Origin of the sequence: Bdellovibrio reynosensis, assembly GCF_022814725.1 — a bacterium.
Lineage (GTDB): Bacteria > Bdellovibrionota > Bdellovibrionia > Bdellovibrionales > Bdellovibrionaceae > Bdellovibrio > Bdellovibrio reynosensis.
This window is the reverse complement of sequence record NZ_CP093442.1, coordinates 364,624-384,995: the sequence shown is the minus strand read 5'-3', so window position 1 is coordinate 384,995 and position 20,372 is coordinate 364,624. Positions and strand designations below refer to the sequence as shown.

The 20,372-nt window shown below is 42.7% G+C and carries 15 protein-coding genes; 9 read left to right on the top strand and 6 right to left on the bottom strand.

Annotation, left to right across the window (positions count from 1 at the left end):
- Positions 1-10: 10 nt before the first annotated feature.
- Positions 11-772 (bottom strand): hypothetical protein, encoded by a 762-nt coding sequence (locus MNR06_RS01745; RefSeq protein WP_243538270.1) that lies wholly within the window; start codon positions 770-772, stop codon positions 11-13.
- A 14-nt stretch (positions 773-786) separates the two neighbouring features.
- On the bottom strand, positions 787-1,284 hold the full coding sequence (locus MNR06_RS01740) for a Fur family transcriptional regulator (RefSeq protein ID WP_243538261.1): 498 nt from the start codon (positions 1,282-1,284) through the stop codon (positions 787-789).
- Between the two features lie 295 nt (positions 1,285-1,579).
- Between MNR06_RS01740 and MNR06_RS01735 the strand changes: the two genes are divergently transcribed.
- The gene (locus tag MNR06_RS01735) at positions 1,580-4,996 is read left to right on the top strand and encodes a hypothetical protein (protein ID WP_243538259.1); all 3,417 of its coding nucleotides are present in this window, start codon (positions 1,580-1,582) and stop codon (positions 4,994-4,996) included.
- Between the two features lie 97 nt (positions 4,997-5,093).
- Positions 5,094-8,543, top strand: coding sequence for a hypothetical protein (locus MNR06_RS01730; protein ID WP_243538257.1), 3,450 nt, complete (start codon positions 5,094-5,096; stop codon positions 8,541-8,543).
- A gap of 35 nt (positions 8,544-8,578) precedes the next feature.
- On the opposite strand, the gene folE2 is transcribed toward MNR06_RS01730, so the two are convergent.
- Complete coding sequence (folE2, locus tag MNR06_RS01725) at positions 8,579-9,496, bottom strand: GTP cyclohydrolase FolE2 (RefSeq protein WP_243538255.1); 918 nt, start codon at positions 9,494-9,496, stop codon at positions 8,579-8,581.
- 84 nt (positions 9,497-9,580) lie between these two features.
- Between folE2 and MNR06_RS01720 the strand changes: the two genes are divergently transcribed.
- Together MNR06_RS01720 and MNR06_RS01715 are read left to right on the top strand one after the other, a co-directional pair.
- Positions 9,581-10,150: a Maf family protein gene (locus tag MNR06_RS01720; protein ID WP_243538253.1), complete on the top strand. Its 570-nt coding sequence runs from the start codon at positions 9,581-9,583 to the stop codon at positions 10,148-10,150.
- On the top strand, positions 10,147-10,548 hold the full coding sequence (locus MNR06_RS01715) for a cytidine deaminase (RefSeq protein ID WP_243538251.1): 402 nt from the start codon (positions 10,147-10,149) through the stop codon (positions 10,546-10,548). Before MNR06_RS01720 ends, MNR06_RS01715 begins: the two co-directional genes overlap by 4 nt.
- A 61-nt stretch (positions 10,549-10,609) precedes the next feature.
- Here the strand turns inward: MNR06_RS01715 and MNR06_RS01710 are convergent, their stop codons facing one another.
- The 3 genes from MNR06_RS01710 to MNR06_RS01700 all read right to left on the bottom strand — a co-directional run bounded on the left by MNR06_RS01710 (position 10,610) and on the right by MNR06_RS01700 (position 13,538).
- On the bottom strand, positions 10,610-11,695 hold the full coding sequence (locus MNR06_RS01710; protein ID WP_243538249.1) for an endonuclease/exonuclease/phosphatase family protein: 1,086 nt from the start codon (positions 11,693-11,695) through the stop codon (positions 10,610-10,612).
- A gap of 162 nt (positions 11,696-11,857) precedes the next feature.
- Positions 11,858-12,373, bottom strand: a complete 516-nt coding sequence (locus tag MNR06_RS01705; protein WP_243538247.1) for a hypothetical protein — start codon at positions 12,371-12,373, stop codon at positions 11,858-11,860.
- Between the two features lie 127 nt (positions 12,374-12,500).
- The gene (locus MNR06_RS01700) at positions 12,501-13,538 is read right to left on the bottom strand and encodes a SurA N-terminal domain-containing protein (protein WP_243538246.1); all 1,038 of its coding nucleotides are present in this window, start codon (positions 13,536-13,538) and stop codon (positions 12,501-12,503) included.
- A 210-nt stretch (positions 13,539-13,748) separates the two neighbouring features.
- Between MNR06_RS01700 and mreC the strand changes: the two genes are divergently transcribed.
- The 5 genes from mreC (at position 13,749) to MNR06_RS01675 (ending at position 20,289) form a co-directional block, all read left to right on the top strand.
- On the top strand, positions 13,749-14,720 hold the full coding sequence (gene mreC, locus MNR06_RS01695; protein ID WP_243538244.1) for a rod shape-determining protein MreC: 972 nt from the start codon (positions 13,749-13,751) through the stop codon (positions 14,718-14,720).
- On the top strand, positions 14,717-15,253 hold the full coding sequence (locus MNR06_RS01690; protein ID WP_243538242.1) for a hypothetical protein: 537 nt from the start codon (positions 14,717-14,719) through the stop codon (positions 15,251-15,253). Before mreC ends, MNR06_RS01690 begins: the two co-directional genes overlap by 4 nt.
- A complete protein-coding gene (mrdA, locus tag MNR06_RS01685; protein WP_243538240.1) occupies positions 15,250-17,238 on the top strand; it encodes a penicillin-binding protein 2 in 1,989 nt (662 codons plus the stop codon). Before MNR06_RS01690 ends, mrdA begins: the two co-directional genes overlap by 4 nt.
- A gap of 2 nt (positions 17,239-17,240) precedes the next feature.
- Complete coding sequence (gene rodA / locus MNR06_RS01680) at positions 17,241-18,365, top strand: rod shape-determining protein RodA (RefSeq protein ID WP_243538238.1); 1,125 nt, start codon at positions 17,241-17,243, stop codon at positions 18,363-18,365.
- A 1,207-nt stretch (positions 18,366-19,572) separates the two neighbouring features.
- Positions 19,573-20,289 carry a lytic transglycosylase domain-containing protein gene (locus tag MNR06_RS01675; protein WP_243538236.1) on the top strand — a complete coding sequence of 239 codons (717 nt, stop codon included), beginning with the start codon at positions 19,573-19,575 and terminating at the stop codon, positions 20,287-20,289.
- Positions 20,290-20,372 lie beyond the last annotated feature (83 nt).

The following is a 20,372-nucleotide window of genomic DNA, read 5'->3' as shown; positions in this document are numbered from 1 at the left end:
CATTTTAATGCTAAATACCGAAGCCGCACCGACGTTTTAAGAAAGCATCAAATTCCGCATCCGTAGCAAAACGAAAATGCACGGCAGAGTCTTGATTTTGATCCGGCCAAAGTTCTTTTAGCTGTACTTGGCAGGACTTACTTCCTTTGGTGATCTTCGCAGTACTACTTCCCAAACGAGGATCTGCTCCACGCTGATTTGCACGAACCATTACACCCGTGCCTTTATAAGTGATTTTTGCCGGCGCCAAAGCCCGCACACCAGAAGTCATAGGACCATCTTCACTGATCACTCCCCCAAGAACTTCTTTTGTTTGCGCGTTGAAAACAACCACTTCACCTGTCGGCAAAGTCACATAGTGTTTGTTATCTTCAGTGCGAATATGCGGCAGGGTTTTTCGGGGGAATAAATGGAATATACTTTCTTGAGTTAAGCTCACCGTACCGTTTGGCATATCGGTGATGGAAAAGCTTAAATCTTGGCGCGCGTTTCCGGCGAAATTAAAACTCCATTCGCGGGAACGGGACGGCGCTTTAGAAACGATGCGATTGGGTCCGTAGTTTCTAAATAAAAATCTGACGGGACCAGAGTTATCTAAATAATTGCATTCTTCATAGTTACCCTCTTGCACCCAAGAACAGCGCGAAGGCTTGATGCCGTGGGGGTTTTTATCCCTGTGCGGAGGATTGATAACTGGTGAATCCGCTTCAGCCGCGTAAACGTTTAAAGAAAAAAGAAGTGCAGATAAAAAAAGACCCCATGATTTTGTCATGGGGTGATTTTAGCTTAAGTGCCTTTTGCCTGGCAACTTGGACAAACTCCATAGAGTTCAAGAATATGGTGAGTCAGAGTGAAGCCAAATTGGTTGGCTACTTTTTCTTGCAGACTTTCGATTGCTTTGTTTTCGAACTCACAGATCTTGCCGCATTTTACACAAGTTAAATGGTCATGGTGACCTTTGGGAGTCAGTTCATAACGAGCTGGCAATCCGCCCATGCGAACTTCAGTAACAAAACTTCCTTCAGTCAAAGTGCGAAGAAAGCGGTACACCGTCGCAAAACCAATTTCAGGATGGTTTTTATTTAACTTTTCATAAAGTTCTTGAGCTGTCACATGGCGACGACCATCGTGAAGAGCTTTAAGAATCGCCATACGTTGAGTGGTTACTTTAAGATTTAATGCGCGAATGATGCGCTTAAGTTCTGATTCGTCGAATTCATCTTCGTGAACGATGATGTCTTCGTCGTGTTGTCTTGGCAGAAATGGAACTGCGTCTTTACCCATGGGTGTACCTCAAAACCATCTTTATAGTAGCTACGCCCTTTAAAGTCCAAATTATTAAGAATCATTTTCAACTGGTTATTAAGTAGCTTGCTCAAAATCGCATTTTAAGAATTAAATACCTGTTTTCACTACCTATTTTCAAGCCAGATTGTTCTGAAATCTTTCTATTCAGGCTATCGTGATTCGAACGAAAATGTGGATTACCAGTAAATAACTGTCCAGACAGATTTGCAATTAGCCTTCAATTTACCATTCCTCTACGGTTATTCGCCTATCCAGAAATTAAGAGGAATTGATGAGAATTTTAAGCATCACGATATTACAGTTGCTTTTACCTTGTCTATTGTGGGCGACTAGCCCCTATTCGACTTCCGAAGGAATGATAACTTCGGGCCACGATTTATCTTTAAATAAATATCGACAGACTTACTTTTATACCAACGGAAACATAGATTCAGAAAAACTCGGAAAACTGATTCGCTTTTTAGAGCACCATAAAAGTTTACTGATGGACTCAGCGAAATTGAATCGCAAAACCAATTTAATATTTACCCATGGTTATGAAAATGACAGAGCTGAAAAAGAAGGTACTGAAGCACAACACGAAGAAGCAGAGGCTATAGCTCCGATCATTTTCGCTTTGGAACACACCCGGGATTTAAAAGCCAACCACTCCAGAATGACGGCTCAACAAATCCACGAAAAAGTTGAAACTGTTCTACTGTTTTTCGCGGCTGGATATACCCCTTATCCGATGAATATGTTCACCAAAGTAAAAGAAAATATAAAGAATTGGGGAGAAAACTTTTTTGAATTTGCAATTGATGATTCTAGCCAAACTCAAGCGAGCAACTTGTTATTAAACGGAAGTTTCGCCGACCAGAAAACATTGCTACAAGCCCGTCGCCGCGGTCTTGATATTTCAACATTAAATCCACCCTCTTCCCCAATTTGGACTGACAATGAAGTGGAGGATTATGATCCTGCGAATGAAGTTTATTTTGGCAAAAGATTTTTCCCGCCAAAGTCAGACTTACTTCCCGTCTTTCACTATGAACGTATGGGAAATGGAACCATAAAATTTAAAACCCATTGGTTTGACGAATCAGAGCTAACTAAAAAAGGAAAGCCTAAGAAGAAAGATGTCACTCTTAGAGTGGGCCGAGAAGCCTATGTCACCCCGGCCGTAAATCACTTGGCTAGAATTATCGGTTATCCTGCTAATCCCACGACATTCAGATCACAAATAAAATTAGAACTGGGCGATACCACCTTTGAACACTTTCTTTCAGAGTGGCGAACGATTCACGGCTTACAGATGAGCACCGCCATGACTCATATTGAACGAATTCATGGCGAAAACGCGGTGATTTTAAAAAACGTGGCCCTTGAAGCTTATCCTGACAAAGAGGACTATCGCAAGATGGGTCCTTTCCGTATGGGGGACAACGGTTTGCGCAATCGCCGCGAATACCGTGCGATGGTTTTGTACAACGCCTTGATCGCTTTGCAGGACGAATACGAATATCAATCCCGGGTCGATGCCATCAGAGATCCAGTCAAAGGATGGCTGCCGATCTTTTTTATTAGCGATACGGGTTCATCTTTAGGAATTTCATTTCTTCCGGATTTCCTTGGATATGTCGGCACAGTGAATATGTTTCCGTGGGAATTTACGAAGGTCTATAACGACAAAGTCCATTTATGGTGGCTATCACTATTTGATCATCGCACTTGGAAAGACACGACCTATAGTGATGTTAAATGGCTTGCGCGCCGAATGGCAAGAATTCAGACCTGGCAAATAGATAGCATAATGGCAGCTTCAGGATTCCCTGCTCCGGTCAGTGCTTTGTATGCAGAGAAATTTAAATCGCGCCTCAATAAAATGATGATGGATTTTGACCTTTACGAAGAAGGGTTCAGACCTCACCGTGTACTTACCCATTCCGAACTTGCCGCCAGGTTTCAACAATATATCAATGAACAGGGACTTCTTAAAGAAGGAGCACAGGAAATACCCGGAAACACATTACCGATTCTAGGAAAAAGTTTTACCCCATTTCAGGCAGTCATCGCCTTAGGCATTAACAAACTCCAAAATAAGTTTTTAGAACTTTTTAATCCCGCGACCCACGGAAAAGGAAATTTCGTTATCGATATAGGAACGGTGGATGTTCAGGGCGGATTTTCTTTTGCTGCTTCCCGTGCCGTGAGCGTCAACCCCGAACTAGGGCCTGGGCAAAAGCGTTATTTACTACAAGATAAAATCAGCATCAGCCTTCCAATTGGCTTAGTCTCTGATCGCATCACCACTCCCCTGGGTTTGTATTACACTTACACTTTTGAATATTTTCATAGCGTATCAACTTTGCAAGAAACTGGGACAAAACGTTTCTTTGCACTGTTGAATCCTTTTAGTATTTATGAAATTCGTCGCAATTTAAGAACCGGCGAACAGCTTTTTGTTACTCATTCGATCGGCGCTTCCATTGGCAAATCCAAAACCAAAATAATTGATGACATTCAGATTGACGCAGCTCTTTTAGGTTTAAGCATTTCAGCGATTAAAACGATATATTTCGCCAAACCCCATGACACCTTATTGGAAGTATCCACCGATCACATAAAAACAGCAGCAATACAAAGCGGTCTTGATGTTAGAACTTATTTACGTTTAGCAGCCCATGCTCGCGCCACCCGAGCAAAAAGAACTTACCGTCTTTATCGTGTAGACACTTTAAATGAAACAGAACAAGGACAGATGCACTTACAAGAAGCTTTTGACACAGCCTTAATTCATAACGACTTCAATTCATTAGACAAGCTTATTACACCCCATGAACTTAATGATCTATCTCGAAGTAAACACTTTCAATTAGGTGCGGTTTTTTGGAATTACGGTTCCGACACTGGCGTAAATGCTGTTGAGGCCAATGGACAGCCAGTTATACTAGCCCATAAAAATCGCGCCTATGACAGATCCTTTGGCAGAGTCTGGACTGAAAAAACAACGACCGGAAGGTTTGATAGTGCCTTTAATTTCGTCGGTAACTTTTGGGGCGAAGGACAATACACCAGCATTAATTTAGAAGGAACTCCCGAAAAAGGAGGACGAAATTTTAAAGAGTTGGAAGTTATCATTAACATTTCAATGTTTGATAATTATTGCACCCGCAAAGAATTTGAAAATGATTTCAAAGAATTTTTCGCAGAACGCTCTGGAATAGATAACTACATCCGTTTTTATATGCCCGCTGAACTTGGTGTTTATCCTGAACTTCACGGCACCATGCGCTGGCAACTTTCCAAGGCAGCCTTGAAAAGCATTTTAGAAAACGTCAGCAGTCCCTCTAATATCCGCGAGCTAACGATCCTTCGCAGTGCCCGACGTCTTCTTCGCGCATGGGATGGAAAAGTCAGTGATTACGATCTTAATCACCAAGCCAAAGATTTAGTGCACATATTAGATAGAATTATCGGTATACGCGCAAAGCATATTAGTCAGCTTCGGCATTTCGTGCGTGACGACGACATTTGGATGATCACAAGCATCTCTAACATGTTAGCCCTAAGTCATCCCACCTTTCGCGACCAACAGCGGAATATTTTCTGGGCGCCAGAAGTAGGAAAATTTCAGGGGCATAGTTTTATGACGCGATTTAGACGTCACAATCTTTTAGATCCAATTCTTACTGAAAAGAAGGACTGATAAGCATTACAAGCAAATAACCGATTCAACAAATTTGCAATTAGCCTTCAAATTAGGGTTCCTCTAGCCTTTTCAAAGATTTTTTAAGAGGGATCCTATGAGAAAATTGTTTGGCTTACTTGCACTCTTATTTCTATTTCCAAATCTTCTTTGGGCCACCAGTCCGTATTCGCCTTCGGAAGGAATTATTTCTTCTGGACATGATGGAGCTTTAAACAAGTATCGCTCGGCTTACTTTTATAGCGATGGCGGTATTGACCCACTTAAATTGGACCGCCTGATTTCCTTTTTGGAACATCATAAAGGCCTTTTGATGGATTCTGCAAAATTGAATCGCAAGACGAATTTAATTTTTACCCACGGTTATGAAAACGAAAAAGCCGAAAAAGAAGGCGTCGAAGCGCAGAACGAAGAAGCTGAAACCATCGCACCTATTTTGTTTGCACTTGAGCACACCAGAGAACTAAAAGCTGCCTATAAAAAAATGACACCCCTGCAGATTCACGAAAAAGTTGAAACGATCTTACTATTCATTGCTGCAGGTTACACGCCTTATCCAATGACGTTGTTTTCAAAAGCTTCGGACCGCATTAAAAACTTAGCTGAAAACTTTTATGAATTTTCACTCGACGATTCGCCAAAAACCCAAGCCAGTAACTTGCTACTAAATGGTAGGTTTGCAGATCAGGAAAGTCTGAAATTAGCACGTCGTCAAGGTTTGGATCTTTCTACCTTAGATCCACCCTCTTCACCTATTTGGACTGATAATGAGGTAGAAGCCTATGATCCAGCCAAGGAAGTTTATTTAGGAAAAAAGTTCTTCCCACCTAAGCATGACACTTTGCCGGTTTTTCACTATGAGCGAATGGGCAATGGAACAATTAAATTTAAAACCCATTGGTTTGATGAAAACGATTTAAATAAAAAGGGAAATCCAAAAAAGAAAGACGTCACCTTGCGCGTGGGTTTTGAAGCTTACGTGGCACCGGTTGTAAATCACTTAGCCCGGATTATTGGATACCCTGCAAATCCCACCACTTTCCGCTCACAAATAAAACTTATATTAGGTGATACGACTTTTGAGCATTTTTTAGCACAGTGGCGCTCTGTTCATGGTTTAGAGATGGGTTCTGCGATGACTCATATAGATCGCATTCCAGGTGAAAATGCAGTCATATTAAAAAACGTCACCTTAGAAGCTTATCCCGATAAAGACGAATATCGTCGTATGGGCCCTTTTCGCATGGGAAACAATGGCCTGCGCAATCGTCGTGAATATCGCGCGATGGTTTTGTATAATGCCTTAATCGCACTTCAAGACCAATTTGAATACCAATCCCGAGTTGATGCTATTAAAGATCCAGCGCGTGGATGGTCCCCGATTTTCTTTATCAGTGACACCAGTTCTGCTTTGGGACTTCCAGGCTTTTTGGGTTACGTTGGCACGGTCAATTTGTATCCTTGGGAATTCACAAAAATCCATAAAGATAAAATTCATTTATTCTTTCTTTCTGTATTTGATCATCGAACATGGAAGGATACTACTTATAGCGATGTGAAGTGGCTGGCCCGCAGAATGGCGCGAATTCAGACCTGGCAAATTGACAGTATCATGGCAGAGTCAGGCTTTCCTGCTCCGGCGCGGGCTTTATATTCTGAAAAAATTAAGAATCGTCTTAATAAGATGATCGTGGATTTTGATTTACAGAAAGAAGGATTTAAATTTCATCCCGTTTTAGGTAAAGCGGATTTGTCAGCGATGTACCCGGAATATATCAATGAAGATGGTCTTTTGAAAGAAGGCGCACAAGAAATCCCGGGCAATACCTTACCCATTTTGGGAAATCGCTTCACACCGCTACAAGCCGCTATCGTTTTAGGAATAAATAAACTGCAGAATAAGTTTTTAACACTTTTTAATCCTGAAACCTATGGCAAAGGGAATTTCACTGTTGATCTGGGAACAACTACGGTCAACGGAGGTATTTCATTTGCCGCTTCACGAGCTGTCAGTGTAAATCCTGAATTAGGTCCGGGACAAAAACGTTATCTACTGAAAGATAAAATCAGCATTAGCCTGCCAATCGGGTTGGTCTCTGATCGAATCACGACTCCCATAGGACTATATTATACTTACACATTCGAATATCTTCACAGTGTTTCAACTATGAAGGAAGTAGGTACGAATCGGTTTTTCTCTTTATTAAATCCATTCAGTGTTTATGAAATACGCCGCACTTTGGGAACTGGGGAACAGCTTTTTGTCACTCACTCTATTGGCGCATCTATCGGCCAATCAAAAACCAAGATCATCGATGATATTCAGATTGATGCAGCACTTTTAGGACTCAGTATTTCTGCAGTCAAAACAGTTTATTTCGCCAAACCCCACAATACATTGTTAGAGGTTACAACAGATCACATTAAAACCGCAGCCATTCAAAGTGGAGTTGACGTCAGAACCTATGTGCGTTTGGCAGCCCACCTAAAAGCATCAAAGGCTAAAAGAACCTATCGTTTATATAGGGTCGACACTTTAAATGAAAGTGCACAAGGTCAGCAGCAATTACAAGAAGCCTTTGACACCGCATTGATTGACAATGACTTTAGCTCATTGGATCAGCTAGTAAAACCCCATGAGCTGAGTGATTTAGGAAAAAACAAAAACTTTCAGCTGGGTTTTATCTTTTGGAACTATGGTTCAGATACAGGGGTTAACACCATTGAAGCTGATGGACAGAAGGTTATATTAGCCCACAAAAACCGTTCCTATGACCGTTCCTTCAGTCGAGTTTGGAATGAAAAAACCACCACGGGAATGTTTGATGGTGCTTTTAATTTCGTTGGCCATTTCTGGGGCGAAGGACAGCATATCAGTATTAACCTTGAAGGAACGCCGGATGAAAAACACCGCCAGTTTAAGGACCTTGAGGTGATCATCAACCTTTCTATGTTCGACAACTATTGCACCCGTAAAGAATTTGAAGAGGATTTTAAAGAATTCTTTGAAGAACGTTCAGGCACTGATAACTACATTAGATTTAGAATGCCATCCGAACTTGAAGTTTACCCAGAAATCCAAGGGACTATGCGTTGGCAGCTTTCTAAAGCGGCTTTACGTAGCTTGTTAGAAAGCGTCAGCAGTCCTTCTAACATTCGCTATTTAAGCATTACGCGAGGTTATGATCGCTATATTAGACCCAACGATCCCATCGATGATGTTAGCAAAGGCGCACGTAAAATCCTGGGTGCTTGGAACAGCATGACCCCCGATTATAGTTTGGATCAACAAGCCAAAGATTTGGTCGGCGTCCTAGATCGTTTGATTGGTAAACGCGCAAAACATATTTCCCACGTGCGTGATTTCGTGCGCGACCAGGATATGTGGATGATCACAAGTATTTCAAATATGCTTGAGCTAAGCCATCCTACTTTCCGTCATCAGAAAGAAGGCGTTTACTGGGCTCCGGAAGTTGGTAAGTTCCAGGGACACAGCTATATGGAACGATTCAGAAGAAACAATCTTTTAGATCCGGTGATTAACTAAATAAAAAAGGGAGCCTAAAGCTCCCTTTTTCCTTTTTAGATTTGGAAAGTGCGCAGTTTTTTTCCTGCTGAAATATGCGAAACCGCGTTGTGGGGATGAAGACTCTCTACGTGACTGAATTCAGCAACATAGTCTAGAACGCCTGCTTTAGTATCAAGAGCTTCTTTCACTCTTCGGGCAGCGTCTTCGCAGAACATAAGGTTCTGGCCATTGCGAAGGGCGAATTCTTGTTCGTCTTCACGTTTCACGGCCCCTTGAACCGCTGTCTGCAATGCTTCTTCAACGACATCGATAAGATCGCCGTATTGGAAATCAATGCCAACTTCCGCTTTCACGCGGGCAAAACTGCGTTGCGCGTGCGGAGTTGCCACGATCCCTTGAGTTGTTCCCAACCAAGAATGAATCACATCAAAATCAACCGACTGATCTTGGAATTGTTGTTTGAATCCATCTTGAATCAATTGGCGAGATAAAGCCGCAGAAGCGGGACACGTGCTTGAATAAGTCACAACCACTTCAACGAAATAGCTTTTCTTACCTTCATGATTAAATGAAGACAAGATCACTGGATATGAACGCCAAGCTTGATTTGTGCTTTTTAAAGCTTTGCGGATAAGTGGTGCTTCAAACTGAACTTGCACTGATGCTTCACTGGAAAGATCTTCGTGGGTTTTTAAAAACTCATCCGTAGTTTTACCCAACAGGTCGAAGGACAATTCGTTTTTAGATAGTAGTTCTTGAGTGATGAGATACAAACGCGACATGTGAATGCCGCGAGAAGGTTTTTTATCTAAACTGACTTTGGCATCCACGCGTGCAGGAATGCGATATACACCGTCACTTTGTTTTAATAACAACGGCAACTCGATAGAGCCCATGCCCACCCAATCAATCGGGGCGTATCTTTCAGAATGGGTTTCTTTAGCAACATCAGGAAGAGTCTTTTTTGTCATAGCGTTCGACCTTTACCGCAAAACCGGGGCTTTGGCTCTTAAATTATAGTTTTTACAGCTATTTTGACCTATAGTGGAAAGCCTATGGCAGAAAAACAACTGATACTTGGTAGCACCTCAAAATACCGTAAAGAGCTTCTTTCTCGATTGGCTTACAGCTTCACCGCGACGGCCCCGCTTATTGATGAGGATAAAGAAAAGGACCCGAAACTTTCTCCGAAAGCGTTGGCTGAAAAGCTCGCTTTTATGAAAGCAGAAAGCCTTAAAAGCTCTGACCGTGTCGTTATTGGTGGTGATCAACTGGTGTCTTTTGAAGGGCAAATTTTAGGCAAAGCCCACACTAAAGAAAATGCAGTAAAACAGCTTATGGCGATGCAGGGTAAAACCCATGAATTGATCACCGCTATTTGCGTATTTGATGGCGATAAAGCCATTCCTTATACCAACATCACCCGCATGACGATGCGCACACTTTCACAAAGCCAGCTGGAACGGTATGTCGAACTGGATGAACCCACCGATTGCGCTGGCAGTTATAAGATCGAAAAACATGGCATCATGCTTTTTGATAAAATCGAAACAGACGATTTTACTGCGATCCAGGGTTTACCCTTGATTGCTTTAAACAAAATATTGGAAGATATCGGCCTATGACAGATACACAGAAAAAACTTTTTGAAGCAGCATGTGAGGTTCAGAAAAAAGCCCACGCCCCTTATTCTAACGCCTATATCGGCGCCGCCGTTTTAATGGGAGACAAGATTTTTACAGGATGTAACGTGGAAAACGCTTCTTACGGCGGCACTGTGTGCGCAGAACGTGTGGCGATTTTTAAAGCCGTCAGCGAAGGGGCTCACAAAGTAATCTCTGAAGTTTTAGTTGTCAGTGATGCTGAAAAACCGTGGCCGCCATGTGGTTTTTGCCGCCAGGTTATTGCAGAGTTTGCAAACGAGCAGACTGTTATTCACACAGCGAATTTGGAAGGTAAAATCAAAAGCTTCCAGTTCCCAGAAATCTTCCCGGAAGCTTTCACACCGAAACATTTAGATTAATCTTAAAGAGATATTTTTAAAAAGATAAGATTCAATGGTCATTCACTGAACCTTATTGTTTTTAGCGATAACTTTCAAAATAGCTATTGAAAGTGCCGTTACGGTCTTTAAGTTCTGCTGCCAGTTGTTGAACCAAAGTCGAATATGGCTTGAACTCTGCGCGCTCTTGCACTTTTAAAATCGCATCGGCATCAGCCAGGGCTTTTAACGCCTCTTCTCTGCGAACTTCAATATTGATATCGTTTGCAGTTTTTGGTTGAACCGCGAACTTCACGCGAACGCCGAAGTGATCTGACCAACCTTCGGCGATACCAAATGTTGTTTTACCCTTCATATTCACTTCGCCATCGAACGGTCTTAGTTGTGTATCAGCCTGACCAACATTTGAATAGAAGATGTAATCGAAAGTGTGATTTGTGAACATCAAGCTTAAATTATTTAAAAAGCAATAAGTGCAATAGCCCGCTGGATATTTTCCGCCGAATGATTCCTCCATCGAATCACGAACACCTAAGCTTAACATCAAAACTTTGCGTTCTAGACTGTCGATGTCAGCGTTAAAGTCTCCGGACAATACCATTTTTTCTGATTGGTTTTTTAAGCGCCACTGCAATAAATCAAGAATTTGCGTTAAGCGAACCGCTTGGGACGAAGGATGCAAGTGAGTGTTCATGAAGAAGATTTTTTCTTCCACATCATTCAGGTTTGATTGTACTACGTGATATGCTTTTTTAACGTCGAAAGCCTCACGAACATTATCTAGCATTCCGCCTTCGTTATTAACATTAAACGCGACTGTTTGTTTGCCAAGAATAGTTCCGCGGAACATCGACATGACACCGATTGTTTCTTCCTTATTTGGAGCACTCACTTGGTAAAAGCTATTTAAGGCAGTTTCGACTTGTTCAATATGGCCTTTATTCCAAACCTCTTGTAAGTGAACTACATCACATGGTGACTGGCTTTTTAGGAATTTCGTCATTTTAACTGTTCGCCCCGCTACATCCGGTGCATAGATGGGACCATAGGCATTGAAGTTCTGCACACAGAAGGTGGTCGTGCGAATGTCATCTTCCCAAGAAGTTTCGGCAAAAGCGTTCGCTGAAACCAAAAAAGCACCAACAGCTAAAAGATTTAAAAACTTCATAGGTCCTCACAGGGTTATAGATGATATCTATTCAAATCTTGTGCGGGCCCCCATACACAATAGGGCCCGACTGGGGATCGATCGGCTGTTTAAACTCTGTACACCCTGCCTGAAATTGGCGATCCGCCAAGCTGCTTAAATGGAAAACGTAGCGTTGCCATATTACGGCAAGGTGACACTGAATCCTTCGCCCAAATAATGAATGGAAAAACCTTTAAGATGGCTTCCTGACTTAAGCATATATTCAATATTTTCAGAAAGCTTTTGGGTTAGCTGTACTGCCGGTTCATGGCTCACACTTTTTAGAAGTTTAAATCCTTCATGCTGAAGGTCTTCTTCACATCCCGCCACGCGCAGCCACTGGAAATCAATTTTTAATAAATCAAAGCGCTCAGCCGTCGATAAAGATTCAAGGTAGTGGGAGTACGTGAAAAGCATTTCTTCAGGGGAAAGCTTTTTATTCCAACTAAAGGACCAGGCTCTTTCTTCCCGGAAAGTCAGGCTAACTAATTCAACTTTTTCTTTTTCCGCTTTTTCAAGCAGGTTCAGTCGACATACTGCCATGATTTCTGCAAGGGCGTGGGTCAAACTTTCCGTGGGAGAATTAAAAAGACTTTCTTCAAGATCTTCTTTTAATTCCGTCAGCCACTCATCCACGGCCATAAGATTGACTGTCATTCCTGATAACGGATCAACCTCGCCAGAAAATCCCGCCGATAGGTAAAATAAGAAACCCCGTCTATTTGACAGGGCTCCTTGTAATACTATGCGAATGGGAATTTCTCTTACGAATTGCAGCATACTGCTAGTTCAATTGCAGAGCATCTGTGTTCATAGTCACGTGGGACTTAGAACGGAATTGGTTGATCCATGCTTCGAACATGCCTTCAGCACGGCGTTTTTGCATCATTTCAACTGTCATTGGTTCAAGATTCACTACAGTTTCAACTTTTGAATCTTTCAATTTCAATACGAACTTGTTGCTGCCATCACGAACAAGGCGTTTTAAAAGTGGTTCTGATTTTTTAAGTTCATACACAGCTTCAGTTGCTGTCGCGCTTTGGATTTTTGGGAAGTTGTCAGCGCCCAAATCAACGTAACCAGTTTCTTCCCAAGAAACTTTAAGTTCTTTCAATTGAGCTTGAACTGCGGCTTCATCACCTTTTGCTAACGCTTCATCTAAAGCTTTCAAAGAAGCATCCAATTTTTCACGAGGCATAGTTTTAATCACTGCCTCTTCGTCAATTTTAGCTACTTGAACATTTACTTTGTGACCTTTAAGCGCTTTCAACTGATTCATTTCAGCTGCTGATGGCTTAGAAACTAGTTCAAATAGACTGCGCGTACGCACGTTCGCGATGTCCTTACGAACTTTTCTTTCAAAGCTACCTGGAGTGGAACGAGTCGACTCTAGGTAGCGAGAATAGTATTCTCTTTGGAATTGGCCGTTTTGTTGGAAGAACGGAATGTCTTTAACGATGAAGTTTCTAACTTCAGCATCTGTCGACAAAATGCCATTTTTTTCCGCAGCTTGAGAAACAAGCTCCATGCGCACTAAGTTTTCTAGCGCTTGCTGGCGAAGAAGTTGACGCTGAGAGCTAAAATCCATCTGATTTCCGAACAGGTTTTGGTAGTATTGTTGAATACGATTTTCTTCCTGTTGGAAGTCCGCCACAGAGATCAGAGTGTTGTTCACGCGAGCAACAGAACCTACGCCTGCGCCCATTTGTCCCGGCAACCCAAAAAATACGAATACAAGAATGATAGCGCCGAATAGCACAATCGCAGTTACGCTCTTTGCAGAGAGCTTTCTTTTCATTTTATCTGCCATAGAATCGCTCATAAAAAATCCTTCCTAAACGAACTTTGATTCGGGCCTTCGCCCTCAAGCGGTTTCATTACCTTACGATTTTTCTATTTTTTCAAGGGGAAATTGTTGAAATCCCTCAGTCTTTTTACTAGCGTTGAGAAATAGTTTTTAAAATATAATTTTTTAGTACGACACAGTGGGTGACTTTTGAACTTTTTCAACTTTGATCTCAAAAAATTAATTATGATCGGGATTGTCCTGGCTCTGCCGTTAATCTCTATCAACATGCAGCAAAGACCCCAAGAATCCAATTGGCTGGCAAAACCATTCACGATGTTAGCAAGCTCTGTCTCTGAAGGTTTTTACAGCTTCAGCAGCGGCGTTACTGACACCACAGCCATGTATGTCGACTTAATCAACATCAAAAAAGAAACTGAGCTGATTAAAAGCACCAACAACGAATTGCAAGCCCGCCAAGAAAAAATGGCAGAGCTTCAATTAGAAAACGATCGTCTGCGCGGACTTCTTGCTTTCAAAGAAGAATCAAAAATGAATTTGATGGCGGCACAAGTGATTGGTCGCGATTTGGTTATCGATCACAATACGGTGACTATTAATAAAGGAACTAACGACGGCGTGAAATCAGGACAAGCGGTCATCACAACCGGCGGTGTTCTTGGTCATATCTATAAGCCTGAACCATTCACTTCCCACGTCATGCTTATCACTGACCGTTATTCCGTTGTTGACGGTATCGTACAAAGAACCCGCGCCCACGGGATCGTTGAAGGTAAAAGTCAAAACACGGGTACTTTAAAATATGTAGAGAAAACAGAAGACGTTAAAGAGGGCGATCTAGTAGTTACTGGCGGCTTAGATAATATCTTTCCACAAGGTTTCCCAGTGGCGATCGTTGAATCGGTTGAAAGAAAAACATTCAGCGTTTCTTTGAAAGTAGATCTGCGCCCAGTAGTGGATCCTTATAAGGTTGAAGAAGTGTTCATCGTTCTTAACGCCAACAATATTGATTTTGGTGATAAGTATGCGCCTCAAGCTGAAGGTGCGGCTCCGGCTGTGAATCCTGCGGATTTAACTAACGCGCCAGCAACAGTGACGGCACCAACACCAGCTCCATCCCCTACTGCAACTCCGACTCCAGCTGCCAATGCTCCTACTCCAGTGGCTCCGAAAAAACCTGAGGAGAAAAAACAGTGAAAATCCGCTGGAACGCTATTCTGAATTTTCTAGTTCTGTTTGCAGTTTTAATTTCAGTTGCCGGGATCCAAACCACCTTATGGTTTCAACTTTTCGGCAATGTGCCGGCACCGATGCTGTGGCTGAATTTGATTGTGTATGTGACCCTTTATCGCAAACCAATGCCGGCGATCTTGATTATTTACGCTATGGGCTTTGCTTTGCTTGCCTTTACGGCGATGCCTTTAAAGATGATGTGGATCTCTTTATTGATTCTCTTTACTTTAGTCTATGGAATTAAAAGTCGCGTCTTCTGGTCAGGCTCTGGATACTATACAATTATGTGCAGTTTCTCGGTCGTGGCTTACCATTTGATTTATTTTTTCACGTCAATGGTATTAGAAAAAAATCCCGCGAGTTTTGAAATTGTTGATCGCCTTGTACAAATCATCCTGACTCCCACCTTTGCTTTTCCGATGTATTGGGTTCTAGCTAAGATCGATAAGATTTCGCAGGATGAACTTATGCATGAGCCGGGAGGATTGGAGTTATGAGTACTTACGTCAGCAATCCCGATGAAGCAAAAGAGTATCAGGGCCGCTATAAGTTATTTTACTTTGCCATGGCTTTTACCCTGACCGTTTTTTCAATGCGTCTGTGGTATCTTCAAGTTATTTCAGGAAATGAATTGCGCGAGTTCTCTGAAAAGAACCGTATTAAGCAAAACAAAATCAATGCTCCCCGCGGTTTATTGTTAGATCGTGATGGCCAGGTGTTGGTTGAAAACTTGCCGGGCTTTGAGGCGATTCTTACGCCGCAATATATCGAAAATCTTGAATCCTTAGCTAAAACTGTCGGCCCTATTTTAGGCATGGAGCCAGATAAAGTTGTCTTGAAAGTAACTAAAAGCCGCCGTCAAAACGGACCCTTCGCACAAATCCGCTTGAAAGAAAATTTAAGCCGCGAAGAGGTTTTCCGTTTAAAGCGCATGCGCTTAGATACGCCGGGACTTGAGATCCGTGAATCTATCATTCGCTACTACCCGTTGAAAGATAATGGCGCTCAGCTATTCGGTTACGTGGGTGAGATTTCGAAACGTCAGCTTCCTGTTTTAAATGACCTTTACAAAGGTGCATTGCGTTTTGAGCAAGGTGACATCATCGGAAAAAGCGGGCTTGAAGAGACTTTGGAAAAAGACATCCGTGGCGCTGATGGCGTGAGCTTTATTCAGGTCGATGCCCACGGACGAGAGACTGTCACGCAAACTCCGAACATTTACGGTGAACAGATTAAGGATCTAATCCCTGTTCATGGCAACAACGCGGTTCTTACTATTGACCGTGATATTCAAGAAGCGGCGTTTAAGTCGTTCATGACTTTAAATCGTATCGGTGCGGTCGTCGCGATGAGAACTAACGGCGAAATCTTAGCGTGGGTCAGCACCCCATCTTTTGATCCGAATGAGTTTTCAACGGGCATTTCGGCACAGACTTGGTCAAAACTGATCAATGATCCGTTTAAGCCTTTACGTAATAAAGTTATCCAAGATCACAATTCTCCAGGATCTACTTTCAAACCGTTAGTAGCAATTCCGGCGTTGCAGGAAAAAGTTATTACTCCAACTACCATCGTAAGTGCACCGGGCGTGTTTTACTTTGGTCGTCGTCCATACCATGACCACTTAAAAGGCGGTCACGGTAATATCACGGTTTATGAAGCGTTAGAGCGCTCATCAAACGTGTTCTTTTATAAGATGGGTATCGCTCTGGGTGTTGATAAAATGTATGACTACATCAGCATGCTGGGTATCGGTCAGAAAACCGGTATTGAACTAGCGCGCGAAGTATCAGGCACCATGCCAAACTCTGCTTGGAAAAAAGCCCAAGTGGGTGAAGAGTGGCAACCAGGCGAAAACTTAAGTACCGCCATTGGACAGGGCTTCGTGAACGTGACTCCACTTTCCATGGCGATTGCTTACAATGCGATTGGTACTGAAGGAAAAGTTGTTAAGCCATTCCTAGTGCGTAAAGTGATCGACCAAGACGGCAAAGTTTTAAGAGAAAACTTCCCGCAAGTCATTCGCGATTTACAACAAGTGCAATCCAACGGAATCTCGATCAGTCCAGAGACTTTCAAAGTCGTTAAAGAAGGTATGAGACGCGTTGGTAACGGCGAACGCGGAACTGCAAAACACTGGAAAGTTCCTGGCGTACAAATCGCTGGTAAAACTGGAACAGCGCAGATCATGGGCTTTTCTGCAGACCAAATTTATGCGAAGTGCGAAGGCCGCCCTATTCATATGCGCCATCACGGTTGGTATGTGGCTTTTGCTCCGGCAGAAAATCCGGAGATCACCATTGCTGCACTAGCAGAGCACTCGTGCCATGGAAGCACCGGGGCCGCTCCGATCGTGCGTGATATAGTGCAAGCGTATTTTGAAAAATATCATCCTGAAGTTATTGAAGCTGCCTTAAAGGCAAAAGGCGTAAAGAAAGCGGCAGTCCCTGTGTCTGTGCCAACGCCTGTTGAAGGAGAATAAGAGTGTTAACGTCTTTGCATGTTGAAGAGAGAACTCTTTTTAAAAAATTAGATATCAACTTGATCATCGTTATCTTGGCTTTGAACGTTATCGGTTTGATTAATTTGTACAGCGCCACCCACGGTCCAACGACGGTGGACGTAGCTTCTTTATTTATTTCTCAGATCATGTGGCTAGTAGTTGGTTGGACCGTATTCCTAGTCATGACCTTGTTAGATTATTCGGTCGTCAGCCGTATTGCGATCATCATCTATGTTCTTAATCTCGGGGCGATTCTTTACGTGACGTTCTTCGGTAAAGTAGCCTTAGGTGCGCAACGTTGGATCGACCTAGGGTTTTTCCGTTATCAGCCCTCAGAAACAATGAAACTTGCGATGATCATGTTGATGGCCAAAATCCTTTCAACAAGAAATTCTTTAGGCGCTGGAATGGGCTTAAAAGAAATGGCCGTACCGCTTATTGCTTTGGGAATTCCATTCGCCCTGGTCGTTGAACAGCCCGATTTGGGAACAGCAATGATGTTAGCAGCCATCGGCGGATCCATGCTGATTTTTGCAAAAATCAAAAAAAGCATCATAGCAGCCTTAGTAGTCATGGGAATCATCGCCCTGCCAGTAGCATGGAAGTTCGTACTGCATGACTACCAAAAAAACCGCGTACTAACCTTCCTATCTCCAGCAAGTGACCCAAGAGGAACTGGATACAACAGCATCCAATCAAAAATCGCCGTAGGCTCAGGCAGATTCTTCGGAAAAGGCTTCATGAAAGGAACTCAATCCCAACTGGAATTCCTACCAGAACGCCACACTGACTTTATCTATTCAGTACTAAGCGAAGAACACGGCTTCGTAGGCTCATTAGCAGTCATCGGCCTTTTCTGCTTCCTATTCATGACCGGAATCAGAATCGCAACCAACGCCCGCGACAAATTCGGAGCACTCCTAACTGTAGGCGTCCTCTGCTACATCTTCTGGCACATGTTCGTAAACATAGGAATGGTAATAGGCCTACTACCTATCGTAGGGGTCCCACTACCGCTACTATCATATGGTGGTTCTTCGATGTTAACCACAATGGCCGGAATGGGAATCATATCCTCCGTCGCCTACCGCAGATACTTATTTTAGAAGTTAAAAAAACCGAACCAAAAAAGGGAGCCAAAAGCCCCCTTTTTTTTGCCTTTACGACTATTTAAATTTTTACCCCATGAACGGCTTGACTGACAAGCTTTGCTGCCACACTTCTTTGGAGCCTTACAAGCCACCTTGCTAAAATCCATCTACTCTAAATATTTAATCCAAATTTTTTTGCCATAAAATTGTTGTGAGTGCGGCAGGGAGCTCGGATTAAAAATTCCAGTGCGATAAAAGCAAAAATAAAAAGAGGAAAAAGTTGCCAAGCAGAATTTTAATTACAAAAATTCTTAACTCAAAGCTTCACCGAAGCGGAAGTAACAAATTCTTTAGAGCCTTGCCAGAAGGATGATGTGAAATCCATTAACTCTGAATGGCCGAACTGTATCCCTTAAACTTTTCCGTGCTCCTCTCTTCGGAGGAACACCCAAGCAAAGTTCTCCTCAGCCAAGCAAATCTGTGACTTCGACGACTTCTGGAAAAGTTAGCTTGGAATGCGCAGAGGAATACTTCCGCTTGAGACTTATTACCTCGTTCTTATTCCACTTCCTTCCCGCTCAGTTCGCACTACTGTTCAAAGAAAAGACGTTTCCCTAGTTAATTCTTTATTTGCAGAACTGCTGCTTCCCTCTCAACGGTAATCAGGAAGTTTCACTAAGAAAATCTCTTTAGACATTACAACTCATAATTCAGTCGGATCTCTCAATTCTTCTTTTTTAACTAACCTTAAAACGACTTACTTGATTTCGAACAAATTTGGAACTTTGCTAGGGCTGTGGGCTTCCTCTATGCAGCGGGGCTTTGCCGGCGCATGGATGCGCGAACCGCAGCTTTGCTGCGGCGGCAACTGAGCCCGGATAGCATCCCCGCGAAATAGAGGAAGCCCACAGCCCTAGCAAAGTTCCAAATCCCCCGTTCGAAGCCAACCCAAATCGCATTAAACCCAGAGCGAAAACCAAGCAAAAAGAGAAGGAAAACCGCAAGAATTAAGGTGCCTCAGAGTGGTCGTCTCAGAGAGAGAATACGTTTTAAAGTGACTAACTATCTTTCAGTCATTGTCGAGAGTTTGGTTGACACCGGTATCCCTCAACTCCAACGAATGTGACCTGAATCATGTTTCACTCTAAGAACCAAACTATTCCGCGAGGTTAGCCATTCGGCATGACCATTGAAGTATCTCTGTGTATCGGAGGTAGCGGACATGAAAACGAAAAATCTCAATACTGGAATCGCAATTATTACCGCAACACTCAGCTTGGTTCTATTTAATAACTTCGCTTTCGTATCTTGGAATCTGCAAGATCAAGCTCTTGAAAATGTGCACGAAGCTTCACGCGTAGCCCATGCTAAAGAGCTCTTAGGTAAGAGCTACCGCGGAAGTATGGCTCAACGCCTTGAAGGTAAAAAATCATTGAACCAAATGATTCAAGTGAAAGTTAAAAACTCTTTAGCTCCGAAATTTAAAGCGCAATCTGGGTCCATTGCACGCACGGTGATTGCTGAAAGCAAAAAGTATAAGCTTGACCCAGTGTTTGTATTAGCTGTGATTAAAACAGAAAGTAAGTTCAATCCATTAGCAGTAGGTTCTGCTGGTGAAATTGGCCTTATGCAAATCAAGCCTGACACTGCGGAATGGATCGCTAAGAAGTTTAAACTTCCTTGGAATGGTAAAAAGACCTTGGAAAATCCATCAGCAAACATCCGTATCGGTCTTGCTTATATGAATTACCTGCGCAGTTCTTTCAAAGGCCGTGCTGTGACTTATGTCAGCGCTTATAATATGGGACCAAAAAACGTACGCCGCCTTCTTTCTAAGAACGTCACACCTGCGGAATATAACAATCGTGTGATGAAAAACTATGGCGAACTTTACGCGAAAATTTCTGCGCCAACTGCAGTATTGGTTGCAGCGAACTAACATCATCTATCAAAGCTGCTCTAGCAAAGAAAAAGGAGGCACGAACCTCCTTTTTTGTTTTCATAATTGCGGTGCCTAAGCTC

Coding starts and splice junctions, on each gene's coding strand:
- MNR06_RS01745 (WP_243538270.1), bottom strand. CDS start 772: ATGACAAAATCATGGGGTCTTTTTTTATCTGCACTTCTTTTTTCTTTA.
- MNR06_RS01740 (WP_243538261.1), bottom strand. CDS start 1,284: ATGGGTAAAGACGCAGTTCCATTTCTGCCAAGACAACACGACGAAGAC.
- MNR06_RS01735 (WP_243538259.1), top strand. CDS start 1,580: ATGAGAATTTTAAGCATCACGATATTACAGTTGCTTTTACCTTGTCTA.
- MNR06_RS01730 (WP_243538257.1), top strand. CDS start 5,094: ATGAGAAAATTGTTTGGCTTACTTGCACTCTTATTTCTATTTCCAAAT.
- folE2 (WP_243538255.1), bottom strand. CDS start 9,496: ATGACAAAAAAGACTCTTCCTGATGTTGCTAAAGAAACCCATTCTGAA.
- MNR06_RS01720 (WP_243538253.1), top strand. CDS start 9,581: ATGGCAGAAAAACAACTGATACTTGGTAGCACCTCAAAATACCGTAAA.
- MNR06_RS01715 (WP_243538251.1), top strand. CDS start 10,147: ATGACAGATACACAGAAAAAACTTTTTGAAGCAGCATGTGAGGTTCAG.
- MNR06_RS01710 (WP_243538249.1), bottom strand. CDS start 11,695: ATGAAGTTTTTAAATCTTTTAGCTGTTGGTGCTTTTTTGGTTTCAGCG.
- MNR06_RS01705 (WP_243538247.1), bottom strand. CDS start 12,373: ATGACAGTCAATCTTATGGCCGTGGATGAGTGGCTGACGGAATTAAAA.
- MNR06_RS01700 (WP_243538246.1), bottom strand. CDS start 13,538: ATGAGCGATTCTATGGCAGATAAAATGAAAAGAAAGCTCTCTGCAAAG.
- mreC (WP_243538244.1), top strand. CDS start 13,749: ATGATCGGGATTGTCCTGGCTCTGCCGTTAATCTCTATCAACATGCAG.
- mrdA (WP_243538240.1), top strand. CDS start 15,250: ATGAGTACTTACGTCAGCAATCCCGATGAAGCAAAAGAGTATCAGGGC.
- MNR06_RS01675 (WP_243538236.1), top strand. CDS start 19,573: ATGAAAACGAAAAATCTCAATACTGGAATCGCAATTATTACCGCAACA.